19 protein-coding genes, 1 pseudogene and 1 riboswitch are annotated in these 25,458 nt (G+C 46.9%); of the genes and pseudogenes, 12 read left to right on the forward strand and 8 right to left on the reverse strand.

The window, feature by feature from the left end:
• The 6 genes and pseudogenes from HMPREF9442_RS16495 to HMPREF9442_RS00035 form a co-directional block, all read left to right on the forward strand.
• Window positions 1–259 (forward strand): annotated as a pseudogene (locus tag HMPREF9442_RS16495) (hypothetical protein); the annotation flags it as partial.
• A 240-nt stretch (window positions 260–499) separates the two neighbouring features.
• Window positions 500–598: riboswitch (TPP riboswitch) on the forward strand.
• A gap of 65 nt (window positions 599–663) precedes the next feature.
• Window positions 664–1,296, forward strand: a complete 633-nt coding sequence (locus HMPREF9442_RS00015) for a thiamine phosphate synthase (RefSeq protein WP_008623903.1) — start codon at window positions 664–666, stop codon at window positions 1,294–1,296.
• Between the two features lie 12 nt (window positions 1,297–1,308).
• Complete coding sequence (thiC, locus tag HMPREF9442_RS00020; protein WP_008623904.1) at window positions 1,309–3,036, forward strand: phosphomethylpyrimidine synthase ThiC; 1,728 nt, start codon at window positions 1,309–1,311, stop codon at window positions 3,034–3,036.
• Between the two features lie 199 nt (window positions 3,037–3,235).
• Window positions 3,236–3,844 (forward strand): thiamine phosphate synthase, encoded by a 609-nt coding sequence (locus HMPREF9442_RS00025; RefSeq protein WP_008623916.1) that lies wholly within the window; start codon window positions 3,236–3,238, stop codon window positions 3,842–3,844.
• Between the two features lie 39 nt (window positions 3,845–3,883).
• Window positions 3,884–4,822 (forward strand): ribose-phosphate pyrophosphokinase, encoded by a 939-nt coding sequence (locus tag HMPREF9442_RS00030; RefSeq protein ID WP_009390657.1) that lies wholly within the window; start codon window positions 3,884–3,886, stop codon window positions 4,820–4,822.
• Between the two features lie 97 nt (window positions 4,823–4,919).
• The gene (locus tag HMPREF9442_RS00035; RefSeq protein ID WP_008623917.1) at window positions 4,920–6,017 is read left to right on the forward strand and encodes a TlpA disulfide reductase family protein; all 1,098 of its coding nucleotides are present in this window, start codon (window positions 4,920–4,922) and stop codon (window positions 6,015–6,017) included.
• Between the two features lie 96 nt (window positions 6,018–6,113).
• On the opposite strand, the gene glgP is transcribed toward HMPREF9442_RS00035, so the two are convergent.
• A complete protein-coding gene (gene glgP, locus HMPREF9442_RS00040; RefSeq protein ID WP_008623918.1) occupies window positions 6,114–8,678 on the reverse strand; it encodes an alpha-glucan family phosphorylase in 2,565 nt (854 codons plus the stop codon).
• Between the two features lie 39 nt (window positions 8,679–8,717).
• Window positions 8,718–10,382 carry a glycogen/starch synthase gene (locus tag HMPREF9442_RS00045; protein ID WP_008623919.1) on the reverse strand — a complete coding sequence of 555 codons (1,665 nt, stop codon included), beginning with the start codon at window positions 10,380–10,382 and terminating at the stop codon, window positions 8,718–8,720.
• Window positions 10,383–10,595: 213 nt separating this feature from the next.
• On the opposite strand from HMPREF9442_RS00045, the gene HMPREF9442_RS00050 reads away from it, so the two are divergent.
• Window positions 10,596–11,012 (forward strand): hypothetical protein, encoded by a 417-nt coding sequence (locus HMPREF9442_RS00050; RefSeq protein WP_008623920.1) that lies wholly within the window; start codon window positions 10,596–10,598, stop codon window positions 11,010–11,012.
• Between the two features lie 65 nt (window positions 11,013–11,077).
• On the opposite strand, the gene HMPREF9442_RS00055 is transcribed toward HMPREF9442_RS00050, so the two are convergent.
• From HMPREF9442_RS00055 to HMPREF9442_RS00075, 5 genes are all read right to left on the reverse strand, one after another.
• Window positions 11,078–11,740: a DUF4923 family protein gene (locus HMPREF9442_RS00055; RefSeq protein ID WP_008623922.1), complete on the reverse strand. Its 663-nt coding sequence runs from the start codon at window positions 11,738–11,740 to the stop codon at window positions 11,078–11,080.
• Window positions 11,741–11,761: 21 nt separating this feature from the next.
• The gene (locus HMPREF9442_RS00060) at window positions 11,762–13,717 is read right to left on the reverse strand and encodes a M6 family metalloprotease domain-containing protein (protein WP_008623923.1); all 1,956 of its coding nucleotides are present in this window, start codon (window positions 13,715–13,717) and stop codon (window positions 11,762–11,764) included.
• 101 nt (window positions 13,718–13,818) lie between these two features.
• The gene (locus tag HMPREF9442_RS00065) at window positions 13,819–14,814 is read right to left on the reverse strand and encodes a Ppx/GppA phosphatase family protein (RefSeq protein WP_008623924.1); all 996 of its coding nucleotides are present in this window, start codon (window positions 14,812–14,814) and stop codon (window positions 13,819–13,821) included.
• Window positions 14,811–16,904, reverse strand: a complete 2,094-nt coding sequence (locus HMPREF9442_RS00070; RefSeq protein WP_008623925.1) for an RNA degradosome polyphosphate kinase — start codon at window positions 16,902–16,904, stop codon at window positions 14,811–14,813. Before HMPREF9442_RS00070 ends, HMPREF9442_RS00065 begins: the two co-directional genes overlap by 4 nt.
• A 115-nt stretch (window positions 16,905–17,019) precedes the next feature.
• Complete coding sequence (locus tag HMPREF9442_RS00075) at window positions 17,020–19,263, reverse strand: inorganic phosphate transporter (protein ID WP_008623926.1); 2,244 nt, start codon at window positions 19,261–19,263, stop codon at window positions 17,020–17,022.
• Between the two features lie 47 nt (window positions 19,264–19,310).
• Between HMPREF9442_RS00075 and HMPREF9442_RS16500 the strand changes: the two genes are divergently transcribed.
• The 4 genes from HMPREF9442_RS16500 (at window position 19,311) to HMPREF9442_RS00095 (ending at window position 22,914) form a co-directional block, all read left to right on the forward strand.
• Window positions 19,311–19,565: a hypothetical protein gene (locus tag HMPREF9442_RS16500; RefSeq protein ID WP_008623927.1), complete on the forward strand. Its 255-nt coding sequence runs from the start codon at window positions 19,311–19,313 to the stop codon at window positions 19,563–19,565.
• Window positions 19,566–19,598: 33 nt separating this feature from the next.
• Complete coding sequence (locus HMPREF9442_RS00085; protein ID WP_008623928.1) at window positions 19,599–20,702, forward strand: porin; 1,104 nt, start codon at window positions 19,599–19,601, stop codon at window positions 20,700–20,702.
• Between the two features lie 94 nt (window positions 20,703–20,796).
• Window positions 20,797–22,218 carry a S41 family peptidase gene (locus tag HMPREF9442_RS00090; protein WP_008623929.1) on the forward strand — a complete coding sequence of 474 codons (1,422 nt, stop codon included), beginning with the start codon at window positions 20,797–20,799 and terminating at the stop codon, window positions 22,216–22,218.
• Window positions 22,219–22,245: 27 nt separating this feature from the next.
• Entirely contained in the window at window positions 22,246–22,914 is a 669-nt protein-coding gene (locus HMPREF9442_RS00095; protein WP_008623930.1) for a B3/B4 domain-containing protein, read from the forward strand.
• Between the two features lie 78 nt (window positions 22,915–22,992).
• Here the strand turns inward: HMPREF9442_RS00095 and HMPREF9442_RS00100 are convergent, their stop codons facing one another.
• The gene (locus tag HMPREF9442_RS00100; RefSeq protein ID WP_008623931.1) at window positions 22,993–24,279 is read right to left on the reverse strand and encodes an SH3 domain-containing protein; all 1,287 of its coding nucleotides are present in this window, start codon (window positions 24,277–24,279) and stop codon (window positions 22,993–22,995) included.
• A gap of 628 nt (window positions 24,280–24,907) precedes the next feature.
• Between HMPREF9442_RS00100 and HMPREF9442_RS00105 the strand changes: the two genes are divergently transcribed.
• Window positions 24,908–25,435 carry a hypothetical protein gene (locus tag HMPREF9442_RS00105; protein ID WP_040602394.1) on the forward strand — a complete coding sequence of 176 codons (528 nt, stop codon included), beginning with the start codon at window positions 24,908–24,910 and terminating at the stop codon, window positions 25,433–25,435.
• Window positions 25,436–25,458: the final 23 nt, after the last annotated feature.

The following is a 25,458-nucleotide window of genomic DNA, read 5'->3' on the forward strand; positions in this document are numbered from 1 at the left end:
GAGCACAGCCAAACTGGAAGGACTGACCGAGGGAAGAGCCGAAGGTAGAGCCGAAGGTAGAGCCGAAGGTAGAGCTGAAGGTAGAGCTGAAGGAAGAGCTGAAGGGATAGCAGAAGGACGTGCCAAAGGATTGGCCGAAGGTAGAGCCGAAGCTATTCTGGCAACTGCACGTAATCTAAAATCCATGGGCTTCCCAACAGAAGACATCTCACGAGCCACCGGACTTACAATAGAGGATATACTGAATATTTTGCGCTAAACTTTTTGTTCGACTGCAAACGTTTGTCAACCTCAAGCGGTTGTCCTATGATTGTGAGGACAACCGCTTTTTCGTCTGCACCCTACTTTATTCAATGAAAACAGGAAAATAGTTCGCATGGGACATTTCAGTCAACCAACTTGTGCTGAAAAATGCCAGACACGGAAAATCTCGATTTATCTCATATTCCCAATAAAAATCTTTTTTCATCTTCTCATATTAATTATTATGCGTATCTTTGCTATTACAAAGGGGTGCTTGCCTGGTTGGGCGGCTGAGATTATACCCTGTGAACCTGATGCAGGTAATGCTGCCGAAGGGATTGTGCCTGACAAGAGACATATATCACAGCATATTCTTCTCTCCCTTTTTGTCGTAACCTTTATTTAAGAGAAAGGGTATATATGCAGAACTTACAATTTATCACACATTACACGGAACAGTACGGTTACGCCGATGCCGCACGCCTGGCACTGGAAGGCGGTTGCCGTTGGATTCAACTCCGGATGAAGGACGCATCGCCCGAGGAATGGATGCGGACGGGCGCGGAAGTGGAAGCTCTGTGCCGCCGGTATGGTGCCACCTTCATCTTAGACGACCATGTGGAATGGGTGGATGTCTTGCATGCCGACGGCATCCATCTCGGGAAAAGCGACATGCCCATCGACGAAGCCCGTAGGCTTTTGGGACAAGACCGCATCATCGGCGGAACGGCCAACACATTGGAAGACGTGATGTTGCATGCCGCACGGGGAGCGGATTACATCGGTTGCGGCCCGTTCCGTTTTACCACAACGAAAGAAAAGCTCGCCCCGACTCTCGGTTTGGAAGGGTATCGCCGAATCTTGGACGGCATGAAAAAGAAAAGCATTTCGCTGCCACTGATTGCCATCGGTGGTATCACAAAAGAGGACATCCCGGCATTGATGGAAACGGGCGTGGACGGCATTGCCCTGAGCGGCACGATTCTGAGAGCCGGAAATCCCACCGAAGAAACCCAGAACATCCTGAGAATATTGAACATACAACAATCATAAAACAAAAAGTATATGGACGATAAAATCAAAATCACTTATCCGGGTTCGGAGAAAGTTTATATGACGGGCAAACTGCATCCGGAAATCAAGGTGGGGATGCGCAAGGTGTTGTTGACCCCGACCGTCACCATGGAAGACGGGAAACGGATAGTCAAGGAAAACGCTCCGATATATGTATATGATACCAGTGGCCCATATAGCGACCCGAACGTGAAGATAGACCTCAAACAAGGATTACCCCGCATGCGGGAATCATGGATTTTGCAGCGGGACGACGTGGAACAGTTGGACGGACTGACATCAGAATACGGACGGATGCGTCAAGAAGACAAAAGTCTGGACCACTTGCGTTTCTCGCACATCCAACGGCCTTATCGCGCCAAGGCCGGACGGCAGGTATCTCAAATGTATTATGCCAAACAGGGCATCATCACTCCGGAAATGGAATATGTAGCCATCCGGGAAAACATGAACTGCGAAGAACTGGGGATAGACACTTATATCACACCCGAATTCGTACGCGACGAAATTGCAGCCGGACGTGCCGTATTGCCGGCCAATATCAACCACCCGGAAGCAGAACCGATGATCATCGGACGTAACTTCTTGGTGAAAATCAATACGAATATCGGCAATTCGGCCACGACCTCCGGCATTGAAGAGGAAGTGGACAAATGCCTATGGAGCTGCAAATGGGGAGGCGACACGTTGATGGACCTCTCTACAGGCGACAATATCCATGAGACGCGCGAATGGATTGTGCGTAACTGCCCTGTGCCGGTCGGCACCGTGCCGATGTACCAGGCTATGGAAAAAGTGAAGGGAAAGGCCGAGAACCTGACCTGGGAGCTGTTCCGCGACACGCTTATCGAACAATGCGAACAAGGCGTGGACTACTTCACCATACATTGCGGCATCCGGCTGAAAAACGTGCACTATGCCCATGAACGGCTATGCGGTATGGTGAGCCGGGGCGGAAGCATCATTTCTCAATGGTGCTCTTATCACCAAAAAGAGAGTTTCCTATATGAACACTTCGATGACATCTGCGACATCCTGGCACAATATGACGTGGCCGTATCATTGGGAGACGGATTGCGCCCCGGAGCGATATTCGATGCCAACGACCGGGCACAGTTTGCCGAACTGGATACCATGGGCGAACTGGTACAACGGGCATGGGCGAAAAACGTACAAGCCTTCATCGAAGGGCCAGGACACGTGCCGATGCATAAAATCCGCGAAAACATGGACCGGCAAATTGAAAAATGCCACGAAGCACCTTTCTATACGCTCGGCCCGCTAGTGACCGATATAGCTCCGGGCTACGACCATATCACCAGTGCCATAGGGGCGGCACAAATCGGATGGTACGGTACGGCCATGTTGTGCTACGTCACTCCGAAAGAACATCTCGGCCTTCCTAATAAAGAAGACGTGCGTACGGGCGTGGTCACCTATAAGATTGCCGCACACGCCGCCGATATCGCCAAAGGCCATCCGGGTGCCACGGTTCGGGACAATGCCTTGAGCAAAGCCCGTTACGAATTCCGTTGGAAAGACCAGTTCAACCTGGGACTCGACCCCGAGCGGGCTTTGGAATACTACAAGGCCGGAAACCATTTGAACGGGAAATACTGTACGATGTGTGGTCCCAATTTCTGTGCCATGCGTATCAGCCAAAACTTGAAAAGCTGCGAGTTCGATCCGGAAGAAGAGGCACGCTTGCATGAAGAATAACAAAACCTGAAAGGAGAAGAATAAAAGACGGACCGTTTGTCAAGTGAAAACACTGGCAAACGGCCTTTTTTCGGACTTATGGATTCGCTTTTGTAAAACGAATGGTTTTTGAATGAAAAATAAAAGAAATAAAGGCCAGGCATACGTATGGCTATTGTTTTTTTGTTAACTTTGCAATACAAATAGCGACATTGTACCAATGAAATTGATATTATTGACGCCTCCGGACTTTTTTGTGGAGGAAGATAAAATACTCACAGCCCTGTTTGAAGAAGGTTTGGACCTCCTTCATTTACGGAAACCGGACACGGAGCCGGTTTATTCGGAACGCCTGCTCACATTATTGCCGGAAAGTCATCATAATCAAATTGTCGTACACGACCATTTTTATCTGAAAGAAGAATTCAACTTACGAGGCATACACCTGAACGGAAGGAATCCGGAGCCTCCGGTAGGCTACAAAGGACATATCAGCAAATCTTTCCATCATATAGACGAGTTGAAAGCGGAAAAGAAAAACTTCAATTATGTGTTTCTCAGCCCCATTTTCGACAGTATATCCAAATCCAATTACACATCGGCTTTTGACATGGAAGTGCTGAAACAGGCTTCTGCCCACGGTATCATAGACAAGAGAGTAATGGCATTAGGAGGAATCACGACGGAAAACATGGCAGTGGCAAAGGATTTCGGATTCGGGGGAGTTGTAGTATTAGGCGATTTGTGGAATCGTTTCAATATCCATTCTACACTGGATTACAAAGAATTAATCAACCATTTCCGTAAGCTGCGCAAAGCAGCCGACTGACAAGACAAGCTACTTCTAAAATTAATACGTTATAGAGAGATGAGTGCAAATAATTCATTTATGGTTTTTTCGGGAACCAAATCCAAGTATCTGGCGGAAAAGATCTGTTCCAGTTTAGGATGCCCGCTCGGCAAATTGGTGATTACCCACTTTGCCGACGGAGAGTTTTCCGTGTCATACGAAGAGTCTATCCGTGGACGCGACGTATTCCTGGTACAGTCTACGTTTCCGAACTCAGACAATTTAATGGAACTCCTGCTGATGATCGATGCGGCCAAACGTGCTTCGGCTAAAAGCATCATTGCCGTCATCCCCTACTTCGGTTGGGCACGGCAGGACCGTAAGGACAAACCCCGTGTGTCCATCGGCGCGAAGCTCGTGGCGGACATGCTGAGTGTGGCCGGAATAAACCGGCTGATTACGATGGACTTGCATGCCGATCAGGAACAGGGATTCTTCGATGTGCCTGTAGACCACCTGTATGCTTCGAGTGTATTGTTGCCTTACATCAAATCCTTAAACCTCAAGAACATCGTCATTGCGGCTCCTGATGTAGGCGGTTCGAAACGTGCGAGCACCTATTCCAAATACCTTGAATGCCCGTTGGTGCTGTGCAACAAAACAAGAAGCAAACCCAATGAAGTGGCCGACATTCAAATCATCGGCGAAATAAAGGGTGCTGACGTTATTTTGGTGGACGACATGGTAGACACAGCCGGAACCATTACCAAAGCTGCTAATCTGATGAAAGAAAAGGGAGCTGCCTCCGTGCGTGCCGTAGCCACCCACTGTATCATGTCGGGACCGGCTTCGGAACGTGTACAAGACTCTGCCCTTGAGGAACTGGTCTTCACCGACAGTATCCCTTATTCTAGCCGATGTGCCAAAGTCAAGCAAATCAGCATTGCTGACATTCTGGCTGAAACCATCAGACGGGTGGAGAATAACGAATCCATCAGTTCGCAATATCTGATTTAACTCGTATTTGTTAATAAATACAATATTTCACAAGAAGGCCGTCACAAATTTCAAAACCAGGAATTCCGTGCGGCCTTTTTCTAACACTCCCAAACTTATGAAAACAAAAAATCTGTTCATATCAGGCCTCATAGGTCTTTTCGCCTCTTGCTCGTCGCAGAACTGTAAAATAGAGGGAACAGTGGAAAACGCCAAGGACGGCGATACGCTGTATCTGGCACGAATGTCCGACGGCAACTTCGCCCCGACCGATACGATTATATTGCATCAGGGGAAATTCACCCTCCAGGAAAAATGCGATTCCACTATCATTGCCAGTTTCTTCTTTTATGACCAAGAAAGCAATGAAGTATACAGCAATATTTTCTTTATGGAAAAGGGAAATATTCAGTTGAATATCGGTCCGGAAGGCAGAGTATCGGGAACAGAAAACAACGACATCTACCAAGAAATTACAGATTCCATTTATGCCCTTCACGAGCGGATGAGCAATATTTATGCACGACAGGCTCCGTCGGATACGGTAGAATACAGTCCGGATGAGAAAACGGAACAGGAACTCGTGGCTTTGGAGCAGCAATCCAACCGGTTCGTGACTGAAAGCGTGAAGAAATACATAGATAAACCGGTCGGATATTTTCTCTTCCTTTCCTGTTATAATATGTTCACCCCTCAAGAGGTGCTTGAACTTTCGCAGAAAGTGTCACCACACTATAAAAACAGTAATGCACTGAAATATATTGAAGAAGATGCTGAAAGAAATAATATGACGTCAAACGGACAATCCTTTATAGACATCACCATACCGTCCATGGACGGAGGCAAGCTCAAACTCTCAGACATCATCCGGAACAACAAACTGACCTTGGTAGATTGTTGGGCCAGTTGGTGCGGCCCCTGTCGTGCAGAAATGCCGAACGTAGTGTCGCTGTATGAGAAATACCACAAGAAGGGACTCGAAATCGTAGGTATCTCATTCGATGAGGATGAAACCGCATGGAAAAATGCTGTAAAGACAATGCACATGACTTGGCCCCAAGCTTCGGAACTCCGTTCCTGGGACAATATCATGACACAAAAGTATGGCGTAACGTCTATCCCCTACACGATTCTGATAGATAGCAACGGTACTATCATAGGCCAACAACTCAGAGGTGAAGAACTTGAAAACACAGTCAAACAGTATTTGGAGTAATTAAATTCACATACATCTTTATAAAGAAGAACTCCGAATGCGATGTTGCATTCGGAGTTCTTCTTTATAAAGATTCTCAATTCTTACAAATACCTATCAATTAAACCATTTCACATAGCAGAAGTCCTGACGGTGAGGCAGGTCCTTATTTTTCGGGAACATACGATAAGCCACCTTAAAGCTTCCGGCATTGTTAATGGAATGAACAACTTCAAAGGTATATAAGTCTCCTTCTCTTTTCACCACTTCCAATGGTTCTACCGAATAGATATGATCTTTACCTTCTGCATCCGTATGCAAAGTAACCAGTTCAACTCCAATAGCATCATCCAGTCCTTTTTCGTCTATCACGATACGAATCGTATAATCCTTCCCGCTTTCAATCGTTCCGTTTATCAATTCGTCACACTTGTCTGCCGATACGACTTCTATCTGATCCCACTTAGAGGCCACGGTTTCTTTCCATGCAGCAATTTCCTTTGCCTTGGCATAGTTGTCGGCAGCCAAAGCCTTAAAGCGGGCAGCTTCTTTATTGTAGAACTTCGAATAATAATCGTCCAACTGCCGTTTCATCGTATAATGGGGAGCAATATGGGCTATCGAGTTCTTGATGGTCTTAACCCATCCTGCAGAATATCCCTTGCTGTTGCGTGCATAGTACAATGGCAGAATCTCGTTTTCCAACAAGCTATAGATAGTTGCCGCATCCAACTGGTCCTGATAGGCTTGATTGTCATACGTACGTTTCTCTGTCAAAGCCCATCCGGCACCCTCACGATAGCCTTCGAGCCACCATCCGTCGAGCACAGACAAATTCAGCACACCGTTCATCAAAGCTTTTTCGCCCGATGTTCCACTGGCCTCCAACGGACGCGTCGGAGTGTTCATCCAGATATCGACACCACTTACCAAACGACGCGCCAACTGCATGTCATAGTTCTCCAAGAATATGATTTTACCCAAGAATTCAGGCCGCTGCGAGATTTCATAAATCTTTTTAATCAATCCCTGTCCCGCCCCATCGGCAGGATGAGCCTTACCGGTATAGAGGAATTGAACAGGATAGTGCGGATTATTCACAATCTTAGCCAGACGATCGAGGTCAGTGAAAAGTAAATGCGCTCTCTTGTAAGTGGCAAAACGACGTCCGAAACCTATAAGCAATGCATTCGGATTGATTTTGTCCATCAAAGAAATCACACGTGAGGGATCTCCCTGATTCTTCAACCAACTGTCACGGAACTTTTCACGGATATAGTGGATAAGTTTCGTCTTCAGTTCCATACGGGTTTTCCAAATCTCCTCATCCGAGACATCATAAATGGCTTCCCAAATGCTTTCGTTACTTTGGTCCTTCATGAAGTCTTTGTCGAAATGCTTCCGGTAAAGTCTTTGCCACGATGTCGAAGCCCACGTGGGGAAGTGCACACCGTTAGTTACGTAACCTACATGGCTTTCTTCCGGGAAATAGCCTTTCCATATATTAGCAAACATCTGTTGAGACACTTTTCCATGGAGCCAACTTACGCCGTTCACTTCCTGACAAGTGTTGCATGCAAAAGTAGACATGCAGAAACGTTCCGAATGGTCATCGGGATTCTGGCGTCCCATTCCAATCAGTTCATCCCACGAAATGCCCAAAACCGGTGCATAACCGCTCATGTACTTGCTGAACAATCCCTCGTCGAAATAGTCATGACCGGCCGGAACCGGAGTGTGCACCGTATAAAGAGAAGAGGCCCGAACCAATTCCAGTGCCTGATTGAAAGAAAGTCCTTCCTGTACATAATCCAATAAACGTTGGATGTTACACAAAGCAGCATGGCCTTCGTTACAATGGTATATATCCTTATGAATACCCAACTTCTTCAACGTAAGCACGCCACCAATACCCAACAGTATCTCCTGTTTCAGACGATTCTCCCAATCACCACCGTAAAGAGCGTGGGTTATAGGACGGTCAAACTCGGAATTCATGTTGTTGTCGGTATCCAAAAGATACAATTTGATACGTCCCACATTGACTCTCCATACGGAAGCATATACCTTATAATTCAAATAAGGTACTTCAACAATCATTGGATTGCCATCGGCATCCAGTTGACGCTCAATCGGCAGGCTGCCGAAATTCTGTGCCTCGTAATTTGCAATCTGCTGCCCATCCATGGACAAAGTCTGCGTAAAATAACCATAACGATAAAGGAAACCGACCGCACACATGTCTACGTTGCTATCGGAAGCCTCTTTCAGATAGTCGCCGGCCAATACCCCCAAGCCACCGGAATATATCTTCAACACGTGGTTCAGACCGTACTCCATACAGAAATAGGCTACAGACGGACGTGTCTTGTCCGGCTCCACGTCCATGTATTCACGGAAAGCGGCATATACGTCGTTCATTTTACGTACCACAGAACTGTCTTTCGACAATTCCTCCATCTTCTCATAACTGAGACGTTCCAGTAGCAATACCGGGTTTTGTCCTACTTCGTCAAACAAGTCTTCATCCAAACTGCGGAACAGCACACGGGCGTCATGATTCCACGCCCACCACATATTACGAGCCAGTTCTTCCAGTTTATCCAACTCTTTTGGAATCCTCGACTTGACATCTACTTGTTTCCAATTTGCTCCATTAGAACAACTTGCTTTAATTTTCATAGACTCTCAAATTTAAATTATATATTACAACGTTCATGTTTATCTTCCCCTACGCTGCTTCGCCTTATGCAAGGCTAAATCATAAGCTTGATAATAATATTGGATAAAATGCTTCCATAAAGCATGTTCCGATATGTCGGCAGCTTTATGGCGTATATTTTCCACTTCATGAGGCGTAAAAGCGGAGTAAGCTGTTATGGCATCCTTAATGGCATCCGCCACTTCCGACGAATTGTAGTCCGTCCGTCGAACCACTTGTACCCCATCAGCCAACTCCCCTTCTTTTCCCAACAACTGGTTCACCCACAAGCCGAAACCGGACAAGTTCGTCGTGACACAAGGGACATGGAAAGCCACGCTTTCCAACGGAGTATATCCCCATGGTTCATAATAAGAGGCATAGACTGTAAGATCCATTCCAATCAACAGGTCATAATAATGCATATTGAAGATGCCATCGGCCCCATCCAAATAACAAGGAACGAATATCACCTTCACCTTGTCCTCCGGCTGATTCCACATGTTGTATCGTTTCATATAATCAATGACCTGATCATGAGACATCTCATGTAGCCAATGAGTCAGTAAAGGCCATTGCAACGGCGTGTCACAGGCTTTTCCGGAATCAAGCCTTTCCTTCAAATCCTCACGAGGGCAACACACCCACCCGGGAACCTGTACAAAAGCCAGTATTTTACGGGTTAAATCCTTATTCCGCAAAGAACGATTCATGGCCTCCATATACAGGTCTATGCCTTTATTACGGAACTCATACCGACCGCTAGTAGAAATAATCATCACATCATCGTCAAATTCCGTACCTAACAGTGCGCCTGCCACTTCACGTAACTTGCGACGAGCCTCCCTGCGCTTACGGGCAAACAGAGCTTTCGACGGGACAAAATCCTTTTCAAAACCATTCATCAAGACCACATCGGCCGGTTTGTCCAATAATTCCGCACACTCCCGATTCGTCACCTCGCTCACAGTGGTAAAACAGTCCACATGGTGAGCTGTTTCACGCTCAATGGAATGTTTAGACTGCACATTCAGTTCCTGTGCCATCTGATTTCCATTGTACGCGAACAAATATTCATAAAGCGGTTTATGGTTTCCTGCTATGGAACGTCCGATAGTCGTAGCGTGCGTCGTAAATATCGTAGCAACCTCTGGAACATGCTTCTGAATATACAAAGCACCCAAGCCTGTCATCCACTCGTGAGCCTGATAAACGACATGTTCGCATTGTCCCTTTAAAACATGGTTATAATAGCTTTCGACCACCAGTCCGGCTGCATAGGAAAACATCGAAGCTTCATCATAATCACCATAAGCATGAAGCGAATCTACTCCGTAGTCTTCCCATAAGCGGGTATATATATCGTTTTTCATAGCAAAATAAGGTTGGAAATCCACCAAAACCGCAACAGGGCGCCCCGGAACATTCCATCTTCCAATACGTACATGCAAATTTTCACTTGCAGCCGTATCTTTCCAAGATTTCAACAAACTTGCATCTTCTTCGAAAAGCGGATTTTCCTTTCCTCTCCACACATCCGGACCGATAAACATGATGTGATCCCTTAATTTATCTTGTAATGTCTTTGCCCGAGTGGATAATACCGTATAAATACCGCCTACCTTATTACAAACCTCCCAACTCGACTCAAAAATAAAATTAGGAACATACACTTCTCTACTCATTTCTAACCTTTTATAAAACAAAGGCAAAGGTACGAAATTTACAGTAATCCCAAAAGGAAATGACCTGTTATTAAACACATTTCATTAAAAATATTTTATAATCATAGAGAGTTGTTTGCAAACACAAGGGAAAGAAAGAGTATATTCAAAAAAAACATTAAACCGTTTGGCATACTGACGAACATGGCTTACCTTTAAATAAAAGTTACACGTATGATGAAGAAATATATCGTTACTTGTCTCGTTGGTTTGTGTGTGGGTCACACTACAGCCCGTTCACCATTTAAATGCACGCTTTACGACCGTGAAAACAAAATTTATCTTCATTTAGACTTGTATGAAGAAAGTGTCAATGTACCTGGAATGGAAATGTTCGGTCCCATGAACGGATATATGAACGGAAACGTGTACGGTATATGGATGATTATTTCTTCCAAGATTGAAAATGAGAAAACCGCCACATTCAGACTGTCCAATGATTTGGGTTCGGAAACACAAGAAGTCAAACTGACGGTAGAAAACGATTCCACATACTTGTTGGAACAGCAAGGGGGGACGGTTATCAAAAAGGTCGTAAACAAGAAACTGGTCAAAATACCACGCAACTTGACATTCAACCTCCAACGATAGAATCTACAAAAAAACAGGAAAAGCCTTATTTAAAGTCTCTTCCTGTTTTTCTGTAATAAACCAGATTACTTCTTCTTGAATTGGAATCCTAATTGCATGCCATCGTATCCGCTGGCAATATTACCGATCATGTTCAGTGTACTATTACCGGTCATTGTCGTTATATTCGTCAAGAAGTCGAGCAATTTATCCGCCTTGAAAGTGATTTGCATCTCGTTGCTCTTCAACGCAAGGTTTGCTGTGACCGGACGGCTCAGCAGTCCTTTGCGCTTCAAGGTTATCTCATTGTCCTGGACAGTATAAGTTCCCGTTGAATTCCGTGAGCCGATCGTCATGGTATATGTACTATCTCCGTCGAACGAAATATCAACTTTGCCTTCCTCGAAACCGATTTTAGCGAGATACTTCTGCAACGTTTTCTCCGCAGTATTCGTCATCAGGCTTCCCCCGGCTTTCTTCAAGAGGTTGGAGGATTCGAACACCACAGCCGGGCTTTCATACGTCCAGTCTCCTTTCAAACTCGAATTTTCCACTTTGGCTGTCCCAATCAGATTCTGGAATATAGATCCCAAGACATTACCCTTCTCTTCTGTTTCGGTTTGTTGGGTTTCCGTCCCCTTATTACCCCCCAACACATTCTTCAACAAGTTACCCAACTGCGCAGATGCAGTCGTAGTAAACAACAGACCGCAACAAACTACAATCCATTTCAAACTCAATTTTTTCATTTTGCTTTATTTTATCGGTTTTCATTTAACAACGATCTTGACGGCCTTACCCTCCGTACGCAGGATGTATATGCCCGGATTAAGGTTAAGCATTTCCTCCCGTGAACGGGCAAGCAACACTCCATGCAGGGAATAGACCTCTACGTTGGCATCTTCTTCCGTACCCACTTGCCGTACGGCATCTGCAGTCAACCGGACATACCCGTAATCGGAAAACTCCGAATCTTCGTATTCATCGTCCAATGCCGAAACGCCATAGGCATACGACTGGTGAGAGGTATCATCCAACAGAACCGTGCAACTGGTGCCACTTAGCGAATCGGCAATGAATACCGGATGCTCGGTCCACTGCCCATCACCGGAAATTCCGTACACTTTCACCGTATAAAACGTAGCGTTCTCCGAAGGACTCCAACTGAATTTAAAGCTATTTGAAGCCACCTCCACAGCCGTTTCCACGACCGGAGCCTCCAACCGCCCCTTAGGCATGTATTTCAATACGATATCCCCGTTCTCCAACTCCCGGATTTGGGTAATAGGTTTGTTCATCCGAGTTCCTGTGAAAACAAGCGATGCCGGCGTAGTCCCATTTGTCAGGGCTGTATTTTCCTCCGTTCCGGGATAAGGTTGTCCTCCCAATGCGTTCAGCAAATCAGCCGAACTTTCTGCATTGTACGGACCTACATAGCGGTTATTGGCCGGAATGAAACTCATACGTTGGTGTGTGGCATTCGTATTCAGCATATTGTTCTTCCATGCCGTCTCATCATAGTCGACATGCACCACCAACATTCCATGTCCCAACTTCATCAATCCATTGTCCCAACCCACGTGCTGACGGTTCTCCAAGACGTAATACTCATCCGGATTTGCCTCATTGACGACTTTATAGCCTGCCCCACCCGCTTCCAACGGACGTAATCTGACCGTAGTACTACGTTCCAATACCGTCAGCGGACGCCAACCCAACAAGTCGCGTTCGTACGCAGTCAACCCACAAGGCGTCTTACCATTGTCGCAATAATTGCCAGAATCCATCAACGACCAATATGACATGCCCAATGCGGTATAGTTCGTATCATATTCGTCCGGCAAGCCTAAAGCATGAGACACTTCATGGCACATCGTACCTATACCCGAAGGCAGATTGCCCGAACTACCTTTTGAAAGTTCACTGCAACAAGCTGTCACGGACACCGTAACCCCATTGATTGTCATCGGACGAATCATCTCTTTCGGCCAAATGGCATCTTCCGTCACTCCGGGATCCGATTCCGGTAAACCGGCATATATGAAAAAGGCTAAATCCACAGTGCCGTTTCCATCATTATCAAATCGCGTTTTAAAACCAGGAACCAAAGCCATGGCTTGTTCCAAAGCTTCACTGCAAAACTCCGAAAAACGAATGTCTTTGGCACCCGATGGCGAGTTTTCTCCATAATAAGCCATCGGCTTGTCCAATGCCACCGGGCCAATCACTTCAAACTCCGGAAGAAACAAACTGTCGCTTTGTTGGGCAAAATAATCGCGTACTGCCCCTCTGCTGCCAGCCCCCGTGTACAAGATGCCGTCTCTCGTCCCGTTGCAATACTTTTCATAATAATCGGCTATTCCTTTTGCCGTTTCCGCCACCGTGAGCTTTTCATCGCTGAAGTTTACCAGTATAACTGGTATCCGAGGACTTCCCAATGGCTTTATCGCTGCTGCACCGGGAATACCAAGCCCCATGCCCCGTACCGCTTTCACTTCCACCTTATCCTGTGGCCGCAATGAAGTTACACGGAAACATCCGGTTTCCTCCTTTTCTACCAAAAAGCCCTCCTCATTCACATAATAACTTCGATATTCGTCACCGCAAAAACGGATATTCTGAAACGTACCGTCACTCATTTGAGCACGGAATACATGAAAACGGGCGGGGACAGCATAAATCTGTGCAGACAGCGTCAAAAGCCCCAAAATATGCAGTAATCTCATAAAATCTTCATTTGTAGGGCAAAAGTACAAAACTTTTTTATGATTCTTTCGTCATAGGCGTTTTTTCTTTCACAGAAATTCACAAACCCCACAAGAAAACTTCATTCATCGGACTCCACCGTTTCTGCATTGAGGAGTCCTTGAGCCTCAGCATCCAGATAAAGACGATTCCGACTCAAACGCTCTTTCTCGTCCTGCGTGGCCTTAGCATAAAGTTCTCCGATGATACCGTCTGCCAAACCTATGGTAGGTACATACACGTAGTCCGAATGAATGCAATCGGCAATAATCAGGAATATTTCTGCCGCCGGGACAATCACGTCCGCCCGGTCCGGTTTCAGCCCGAAACGATCCATACGCTCTTCTACCGACAGCGGTTGCAGGTCGTTATGCAAACTACGTAAGGACGTAATCGGCAATTTAAGTTCTTTCTTGCTCTTTTCATCCGCCAAACGGAACAATTTATTGATGTTGCCCCCGCTACCTATAATATTAATAGGTCCGTAATTGGCATACATACCCGCCATATCCGCTTTAAGCCCGTCTACAATCCCATCTTTTACCGCACGGTTCAACAACCGGATCGTACCGATGTTATAGCTCATGGAACCCACCAACCGGCCTTGGTGTATCAAAGTGATTTCCGTACTTCCTCCCCCCACATCTACGTACATGAAGGTTCCTTCCTTATTGGGAAGTTTCTCTATATGGTTGCCATACAGAATGCCGGCTTCTTCTTTTCCTTCGATTAAATCAATGCGTATCCCCGTCTTCTTTTCTATCTTCTTGATCAAGGTCATGCCGTTCTTAGCGTCGCGCATGGCGCTCGTGGCGCACGCCCGGTAATCCACCACATCGTACATACGCATCATCTGCTTGAACCCCTTGATCATGCGCATCATCATTTCGGCACGCTCTTTCCCGATCTTACCCTTCGAGAACACATCCATTCCCAGACGCAAGGGATAACGGATGAACAACACTTTCCTGAACTTTGTTTCTCCCAAAGGATTATGATCGATATTCTTAATCAATAACCGGGCGGCATTCGTACCGATGTCGATAGCCGCAAAATTCATTCCTTCCATCATAGTCATTCGTTACTTTTATCGTTTTGCTTTTCCGCCACTTGCTTGGCGTAATAATCATATAACCGTTCCTGTGAGCGGAATGCTTCCGCCCCCTCTGTTCCCTCGTAAAACATATTATGCCCCGTCCCGTCTACGATACGCCCTTTCCGGTTGTCCATCATGCCCCATTCCACAATCCGTTTCAATTCGGCACGAACGACCGGATTGTAAACCGGAGCCATCACTTCTATCCGATGGTCCAGATTACGGGGCATCCAGTCGGCACTCCCTATAAAATACCGTTCGTCCCCTCCGTTGCAGAAAATGAGAATCCGGCTATGTTCCAGATAACGGTCTATGATTCCGTGAATACGGATATGATCGCTTTTCCCTTGTATTCCTGTCACTAACGCACAATTCCCTCTCACGAGCAAATCGACCTCCACTCCGGCTGTAGACGCATCATACAGTTTCCTCACGACATCTTCATCCGTGATATGGTTGATTTTAACCTTTATATAAGCTTCCTTTCCTTGCTTTTTATTTTTGATTTCCGTCTGTATCATAGCCAGAATATTCTTTTTCATGGTATTCGGCGAAACCAACAGTTCTTTGAATTTCACAGGAAGGAAAGGCTTTTCTATGAAACGGAACACATTTGCCACATCCTTTACAATGGCAGGAGCGGCCGTCATCAACATGCAATCCGTATAAATCCGGGCGTTTCCTTCGTGAAAGTTCCCGGTCCCTACACAAGCTATGTCGCGGCCACCGCTCATCTCCACCCATAACAGTTTAGAATGTACCTTCAGCCCCTCTACACCAAAAACGACGTTGATGCCCGCATCTTTCATACGTTTGCTCCACTTTATATTGCTGGATTCGTCGAAACGCGCCAACAACTCAATTACCACCGTCACTTTTTTCCCGTTCTTGGCCGCAGCAATCAGGGCTTCCACCACCTTGCTGTCTTTAGCCAAACGGTAAAGAGTGGTTTTGATAGACTTGACACGTGGGGAAATTGCGGCCTCGCACAGCAACTGGATATAATGGTCGAAAGAATGATAAGGCACGTGCAGGAAACGGTCTTCTTCACGAATCAAGTCCAACATGCTTCGTGCACCGGCAAACTCCGGCAGAAGCAACGGTTTCCATGCCGGATATTTCAAATCGCCACGGCCGCAATCCGGAAACTTCATCAGGTCTTTATGGTTCTGGTAACGTCCGCCGGACAAGGTCGTATCGAATTTGTCGAGCGACAGGTTCAGCATAATCTTGCGGTATAAATCCTTCGGCATGGAAGCATCGAAAACAATCCTCAGGGGCTGACCGTTCTTACGGCTCTTCACCGCACGCTGCACCCGCTGCAATGTCCCGGCATCCGACTCATTATCCAATTCCATCTCCGCATCCTTCGTGAACTTGAAAGAATAAGCCTCGAAGTGGTCATAGTCCACACTGGAGAATATCATGGGCAGGCAATACCGTATCACATCGTCAAGATACATGATATAATGCGTATCGTCTTCCACCGGAAGCTCAAGGAAACGCCCGAACTTCTCCACCGGAACCCTGATAAGCGCATATTCTTTCTTAGGCTTTTTAGCTTCGTCATACCAACGGGTCAGTTTCACGGCCAAATAAATCGTATCGTCGGATTCATTAGCCAACCGCTCCGCCTGCGACAGCCATATCGGATTGGTAAATCCGGCCAGACTGTTCCGGAAATACTGGCGGATAAAAGACTGCTGCGCCTCGTTCAACTGTTTTTCATTGACAAGACGAATCTTCTTCTTTTCCAGTTCCTTTGTCAACTGCCCGACAACGTATTCAAACTCTTTGTTATACCGGTTATTCAACTTATTGATGACCTTGATAGTGCGACGGGCATCTTCAATCTGGGCCTTCATTTGTTTCATGTCACTTTCGGCTATGCGCGTCAGCGTAGCCATCCGGACACGGAAAAACTCATCCAGATTGTTGCTATATATCCCCATAAACCCCAAGCGTTCCAATAAGGGAACCGATGTGTTCCGGGCTTCTTGAAGGATTCTGTAGTTAAAATACATCCAACTCACGTCACGCGGAATGACGTCTATTGACTTTTTGGGTTCCATACGCGATTCATTAAAAATGCGATACGACAAATATAGAATAAATATGATAAATAAGAAAAGCTTCTGACCGGAATTTTATAAATAAAAATCCGGTCAGGAAACTTGTAAGAACAGGTTATTGTTGGAAACGTTTGAATGCGCGCAAATAATGCCTCAAGTCACTGAGCAATTCCTGCGTCTCCTGCAACAGGTTCAGGTAAACCAAAGACACTTTCAGGCCTTGCGACAAATCCATCTGTATGCGGTCTTCCTGTGCCCGGCGCATCTCGGAAAGCTTTTGCTTGTAAGCTTCTTCCTCGGCCAACAATGCGTCGATATGCTCATAGTCCTGGTCTTCCACGATACGTTCGCTCCGCATCAGGTAATCCACTATCTTTTTCTTGACTGGCAGAATCTCCTCTACACACTCTCTCGAAAGCGGATTGAAATTATTGTCCACATGCTCCTTGCAAGGCTCGGACATACGTTTCAGGCAATAAAGCATTTGCTCTCCGCTGTTGGAAGCCAGGTGGAACCATGTGTTCTTTTCCAAAGAAATCCGCTTGTCTATACGGCGCATGCCTACCAATTCCCTTTGGCGCAGTTTTTTACGACGTGATTTCTCCGCGTCTATTCGTTTCACGGCACGGCGCAACGTCTTCAGGTCCTCGTCCACGAACCCGTTGACCACATCTTCATATGTCTTCCAAACGAAATCCAACATTTCCTGTTGGGTGGCACAAACGTGCTTTTTCAACAAGCCCCAACATTCCGCCTTATCTTTTGCATTCATGATGCCCTTAAAGAGCTGCTCCTCGTAATCGGCCTCTTCCTTCCGCTTGGTTGAGAAGTTGCTTTTAATCAGGATAAATACGGCAACGAAGACAAACAGGGCCATCACCACTGCACCTCCATAATACATGGCAATCGTGACCAATGCACAGGCTGAGAAAGCGATACCGGCCGTGAGGAACCATCCTCCGATGACGTTCAGCACTCCCGTGATGCGGAACACCGCGCTTTCGCGCGACCATGCGCGGTCCGCCAAAGAGGACCCCATGGCCACGATGAAAGTCACGTAGGTGGTAGAAAGAGGAAGTTTCAACGATGTTCCCAACGCTATCAGCAGGCCGGAAAGCACGAGGTTGATAGAAGCACGTACCAAGTCGAATGCCGCCCCCTGGGCCAAAATCGCCTCATCTTTGTTGAAGCGGGCATCAATCCACCGCACCAAAGGCTTTGGGGTATATTTGGAAAAGAAGTCGTTCACATTATTCGCCCCTCTCACGATGCTGCGTGCCACGCGTGAAGAACCGAACATCTCTTCACCTTCGTCCTGACGCGACAAATCCACGGAGGTCTTCACCACATTATGTGCCTTCTTCGACGTGGCCAAAGCATAGACCATCACCACACCGGAAAGGAACAGGAAAATAAACGGTGTTTTGGCACTTTCGTTCAGTGAACCCATCATAAAGGTATCGGCCTGCCCGGCACCGTTTGCGGCAAAATCCTGGTAAGCCGAATAAGCAGCCAACGGCACACCGACGAAATTCACCAAGTCGTTTCCGGCAAAAGCCAAAGCCAAGGCAAAAGTACCCATGAAAATAACAATCTTGAACACATTGATTTTGCACCAGTGGAACACCTGCATCAAGATGGTGCTTACCACGAAACACCCGCCCACCAGATACATTGTGTTTTCTTTTATCCATGCGTTATATTCCGGAGTCATGAACGAACTGTCCTTCAATCCTTTCAGCAACGCAAAATAAAGGATACACGTGGTGGCAATCCCCCCGAAAATCCCTATTTTCCATTTCAACTTGGAAGTATAGTTAAACGTAAATATCAGACGGGACAACCATTGCACTAACGTTCCGAAGATAAAAGCTACAGCCACGGAAAGGAATATGCCCAAAATGACAGAAAGCGCCTTGTCCGTATTCAACAAATCGTCAAAGCCCAAAAGCCCGGTCTCGTCCGTGGCGATTTTCAACAACGAAAGGATGAACGTACCGCCCAACAACTCAAAGACCATAGAGACGGTAGTAGACGTAGGCATGCCCAACGTGTTGAAAACATCCAACAATACCACATCCGTCACCATGACCGCCAAGAAAATACAAAGCAAGTCGTTGAAACTGAACATCTGCGGTTGGAAAATCCCATGCCGCGCAATGTCCATCATGCCGTTACTCAACGTGGCACCCACAAACACACCGATCGACGCGATAATCAAGATGGTGCGAAAGCGTGCGACCTTCGCCCCGATGGCCGAGTTCAGGAAGTTCACGGCATCATTACTCACTCCGACCACCAAGTCGAAAATGGCCAACATGAACAGAAACAGGATAAAACTGAAATAAACAATTTCCATAAGTTAAAAATATGTGTTGATAATTCTTTGGGTGCAAAATTACGGACGTGAAATGTAAGGAGTGTGTCATTCGTGTTAAGATTGTGTTACAATCTGGCAGGAATCACTTTGCATTTATTTATAGTATTGAAAAAGAGATATTTGAATCTCATAAAAAAATCTCAGCACAAACGAAAATCAATCTCAGCCAAACGATTTTTCATTCGGCTGAGATTGATTTTTCGTTTGGCGCACAAAATCCGGCACATTTCAGGAGGGAGACGAAAAAAGCTGTTGTCCCGGAATATTATAAGTATTTTTGAGTTAACTTTGTAGCCGGAAAATAAAAACGCAAGATGAAAAAGGCATTTCTCTTTATGGCCGGTGCCTGGATGGCATGGGCATGCCATGCCGAAGGGAACAAAGGCAAATGGTGGCAGGAAATCAAACAAAACACGACATTCGGCGGTTACGTCATCGGAAAGGCCGCATTCAACGACCAGGAATTGGACAATAAGAACGAATCGCACTCCACGTTCGACATCCGCCTCATCCGGGCATACGTCAACGGCAAAGTCTGGGACTTCAAATACGGGCTTCAGATGGAAATGAACGGCGTATCCGGAAGCAGTGCGGAAAAAGGCCCCCGCGTGGTGGATGCCTGGGCGGAATGGGAAAAATATTCTTTCATCAAAGTAAAGTTCGGACAGTTCAAGCGTGGCTTCACTTTCGAGAATCCCATGAACCCTTGGGATATAGGTTTCGGGGCATATTCACAAGCAACCGACAAGTTGGCCGGGATGAACGACCGTGTAGGGGAACATTCCAGTAACGGACGCGACTTGGGGCTTCAAGTGCAAGGCGATTTGTTCAAATCACAAAAAGACGGACATGCTTGGTTACACTACCAAATAGGCGCATACAACGGCCAAGGTATCAACCACGCCGACCGCAATGACAACAAAGACCTCATCGGCGGGCTTTGGCTCTCACCCGTAAAAGACTTGTGCATCGGCGCTTTCGGATGGACTGGGGAATACAGCAAAGACATCAACGGCAAGAAAATCACCGTGGACCGCAACCGTATGGCTTTCGGCGTGAAATACGAATCGCGTTGGACCGTTCGCGGAGAATACGTAACCAGCCAAGGACACAAGATTTCGGATTACCACGTGGCTGACGAAGGGACGACGGGCGTCAGCGGAAAGGACAAGGCGGACGGTTGGTATGCCACAGTGGGCGCCCCCGTCACCTCAAGGTGCAAAATATACGGCAAATGGGATGTCTATCGTGACCAGAAGGACAATGCAAGCCGGAAAAGCATCTACAACGTGGCCGTGAACTACTATTTCTATAAAAACCTGAAGATACAGGCTCTGTACGGTTTCGTAGAAGACAAGGCATACGCCGGAGACCGACATTACAACACCGGAGAAATCCAGTTGTACTGGCGTTTCTAACCGCCACGAACGGAAGCAAAACAGAAATAAAACGGTTTTCCTGATGGTTATATGCCGGGAATCTCCTATTTTTGCAACCAAATCGACCCATAATATGAAAAGGAGTTTTTATTTTATCCCCGTATGGGCTGTCATGGCTTTCGCATTCCTTTCGTGTGGCGAAGACCGTACGTATGAATTTTTGGCCAAGACGGAAGTGGACAACTGGATTGAAGCGCAAATGCGGGAGATATACCTTTATTATCAGGAAATCCCCCAACTGGAAATGGAAGATTACTTCTCTCCCCCTGAAGAGTTCTTCCCGAAGCTTTTAGCTTCGCAGGACAAATATTCCTATATCGAAGTGCCTGCGGAGACGGATGCAGCCACGGGGGTAAAACTCCGTAACGCCATTCAAACCGTAACTTACGGTTTCGATTTCGTATTGACCGACGACCCGACGGGAACTTCCAGGCAAGTGGCACGTGTGTTGCAAGTGCTGCCCCAATCCCCGGCTGCCGCAATCGGACTGCAACGGGGCGACTTCATCACAGAAGTCAACGGAAACAATGTCAGCAGTAAAAATACCGGCCTTCTGGAAAACGGGAATGGAACGGTACTCACGGTTTCCACCCTTTCGACCGACGAGGAGACCGGTGAATTGGTTTGGGACGAAGAGGCGACAGAACTTACACTCCCGGCTGCCGTCCCCATGGAGAACAATCCCCTCTTCCTTTACAAGGTCATCGAACGGGACGGAAGGAAAACCGGTTATCTGGTATATAATGAATTCAAGGCAGGCATAGACGACAGCGATGCGTCCTATCTGGAACAAATGCTGCAAATATTCCAATGGTTCAAAGAACAAGGAGTGACTGATTTTATCCTGGACTTGCGGTACAACCAAGGCGGACAGGTGACTTGTGTACAGCTTTTGGCCTCTTTGTTGGCTCCGGCCGGCTGTTTGGGACAGGAGTTCGCCCGTTTTGAATTCAACGACAAACGGCAAGACTCGAACTACAGCCTGAACTTTCTCACAGAATATGCAAGCTGTAATCTGAATCTGGACCGGCTTTTCATCATTTCGGGATTGTACACCGCTTCGGCATCGGAAATGATGGTGAACTGCCTGCGCCCTTACATGACAGTCAACCTTTTAGGAACAAAAACCTTGGGTAAAAACGTGGCGATGACGCGTATCGACAGTCCATACGGTTTCGTCATGTATCCGGTAACGTCCACCGTACTCAACAAAGAAGGCCAGTCGGACTACGCAAGCGGCTTCACTCCTGAGTATATCATATCCGAACTCAATTATTACCCATGGTATGAACTGGGTGACCCGAATGAGCTTCTCCTGAAAAATGCACTGCAATGGATGGCAGGCGGCGTACCGCCGGATGCGGAAAACGTCGACCAGCCCGAAGAACCGGAAACTCCGGAGAGTCCGGCTTCCCTCCGCCTACCCCGCAAACCGGCATCCGGTTATTCTTCCATCCTCAGCAAAAGAAGCCCGGCAGCCATCTTGCCCGAATAAAATCCTGTATATCAAAAAGACAGAAAGATGATGAATATTTTAGTTTCGGAAGACATCCGGACGGTATGTCCGAAGTTTGTAGGTGTTGCCTTGGAAGCACACATCATCAATACGCCCTACTCCGCTCCGCTATGGGAGGAAATCAAGGCGTTCCAAACCGATTATTGCAGGAAACACACCACGGAATCCATCAAGGAAATGCCTCCCATACAAGCCACCCGCTCCGTGTATAAACGCCGTGGAAAAGACCCGAGCCGTTACCGCCCTTCGTCGGAAGCTTTGGTGCGCCGCATGCTGCGGGGATTGGACTTATACCAAATAGACACGGCTGTGGATTTAATCAATCTGGCTTCCATTGCATACGGTTACTCCATCGGCGGATTCGATGCCGGAAAAATAGTCGGCGACACGCTCGTTTTGGGCATCGGGCGCGAAGGGGAAGCTTACGAAGGCATCGGGAAAGGCCCGTTGAACATCGCCGGACTGCCGGTTTACCGCGACAGCCAAGGCGGAATCGGTACCCCCACAAGCGACCATGAACGCACCAAACTCACCTTGTCCACCACCCATCTATTGGCATTGGTCAACGGATACGACGGCAACCGCGAACAAGTGCTAGCCTGTGCGGAGTACATGCAGGGGTTGTTAAAGAAATATGCCGGTTCGGACGGGGGAAAAATACGACTTTTCGAGTGACCAAAACTCCAATGGGGCAAACCGGAAACACAAAAGTATCGCGGTTTGCCCCATTGAAGTTACCGGCACCAAAAGGACTTAGTAATAAACTATCGTCTGTACCTCCTTAAATATAGGTTGGCCGTCCACATACACCATACGTTCGGTCCAGTTTCCATGCTCATCTGTCTTCACCGCACGGATTTCACAACCGTCGTAGTTCCAACTGTCACCCCCATAATCAAACGAGAAATCCATGGATTCCGGCAACGTGGAATTTTCCCCGTAACGGAAAGTCGCCTCGTAGCCCTCTCCATTCCCGTATGCTACAAACGGCGGCATCGTGCTGCCATACATGACATGGAACGGCACACCATCCATATTTACTGCGTATTGGCAGTCTATAAGTCCTGCAGATAATTCTCCGGCCCTGAAATTCCCCTCGTAACGGATACCGAATTCGCCTGCCTCACGAGTGTAAGCGGCTTGAAAGGGTTGGCCGTAACGTTTTCCGTCCACAGATACCTTTTTGCCATTATAAGTATAAGTGAACGAATCCACCTGTTCCAATTTTCCCACAGTGGATTTCTTCCCCTCGTAGTAGGTTATCCTCCCGTCCGGCGAAAAGCGCATGACGTTGCTGAAATTGCAAAGCGGATGGTTGCCATTCTCCTCTTCCTGCAGCGACTTCATCATATTCTCGGGATAGACCCGGATCAGCCTTGCCTGCTTGACATTCCCTTTCAACATGTAGATGTCGCGTTCCGTCATTTTAGCCCCTTGGCTTCCCGCGCTCTTTTGCAACTCCAACACCCGGTCGCAAGCACGCAACTTGCCTTCTTCCGTCACCACAAAGTCATAAGGTTGTTCCAAAGCCCCGGCTTCGGCCATTTGTTCCGTCAGGGATTTATCCTCGGAATAAGGATAGAGATAATGCGTAAAGCTGATACCATCCTTATTGGGTATGCCTGCATAAACATGGCTCATGTGTCCCCTCTGACCGTTCCCTCCATCGGGTTCGGTGTAATCGGTAACCTGCAACACCACATACCCTTCCCGTGCGGAAAGCGTACCCATGCTATATGATACAGGCTTTGGCGCTTTCCCCATATATTCCCCCAACATCGAACGGGAAAAATCACGAAGCGCCACTTTGCGGACAAACTTGTCAGATATGGCACCCGACACGGACGGGATACGGAAATTCACCCAACCGTTGCCCGCATCCCACCCCGTAAAGCTGTTTACAGAACTTACCTTGCCCACAACCTTTCCTGTGACCGGCTGGCTGCGTACATTGACATTATCACCGGTCACTACATAGTAATCTTGCGCCTGAAGCGCGGCGGCAGAACACAAAGCCGCCATCAAAAACATCTTTTTCATTAGATATAAGTATTAAAGTCTTTACTCATGAATCTACCATGCCAAAAGTTCGTTCGTACCACGACTGCCCTGCCTCCCCTATAAAAACGTATCCGCACGCTGCACAGAGTAGCACAACCATACAGGCCGTTAAGTACGTCCCAAGCCCAATTCTTTGTCTTTTTGTTTTCATACCACTTAGATTTCCGTCCTCCCCAAATGGATATACTCTTTCTCTTTTAAAAGGTTGGACATGAAAAAGGCGTAGGGAGGTACTTTCGCCTATCCCATGGTCTCAGGCTCTCGCATTGCCTCCATCCCTCAGGATAGGCAACGCAGCCAGCCCACGCCATAATATATCATATAGACTCGGAGCAATATCCTCCAAGTAAATACAATACATCCAACGTGGACGTTTCCCGTTGCCTAATCTTTCAGGATGGATTCAAATTTGCGAGATTTGAGACCTAAAGATTACGTCCGTAAACGCCCTTTTCCCATAAAACGCCCGCCAGTCCCTCATGAACCGGCTGAGTCAAAAACAAAATTAATACTTTTTCAAACACATTCAAAGAAAATAAGCGACTTTCTTATATTTTCTTTTATTATATCCCTACCTTTGCACATTCAAACTAATAAGGACATAAAAATGAAGAAGAAAGTAATAACCCTTTTCCTGTTATTCGGATTGCTCGTACAAGTACAGGCACAAATGAAACAACCCGACCCTACGGTATTCATTTTCGTAGGAGACTCTATCTTCCCTATGAACGTCATAACCAGCCAAACTGAACTTAAAAAAGGTTGGGACATACAGGGTATTAACGTGGGACGAAAGATAAAAAGGTATTTCTCTGGTGCACAAGCCCGCCAAACCACCGGCCGCCAACCCAAATTCGCCATATATCCAAAGACACAAGACCTGAACGATTATGCCTTAATCCGCCTGAAAGAAAGACGAGGATTCCGCTATTTGCCTGCATCCGAATTCAAGGATTGCGATTATACCCGTGTGGAATTAGGACTTTTCAACATTGAGAACCTTCCGGGATTAGGCTTTGCCGTTACACCGCTCACCCCGCTCTTCCCTGGGGAATATATTTTGGTAGACCTGTCACAGAAGCCAGTCAACCAATACGGGGATGTCAAGGCGTACGATTTCACGGTAGAAGAATAACAATTATTTTAAAAAAGCGAGAT

This window comes from Paraprevotella xylaniphila YIT 11841 (genome assembly GCF_000205165.1).
Classification (GTDB): domain Bacteria; phylum Bacteroidota; class Bacteroidia; order Bacteroidales; family Bacteroidaceae; genus Paraprevotella; species Paraprevotella xylaniphila.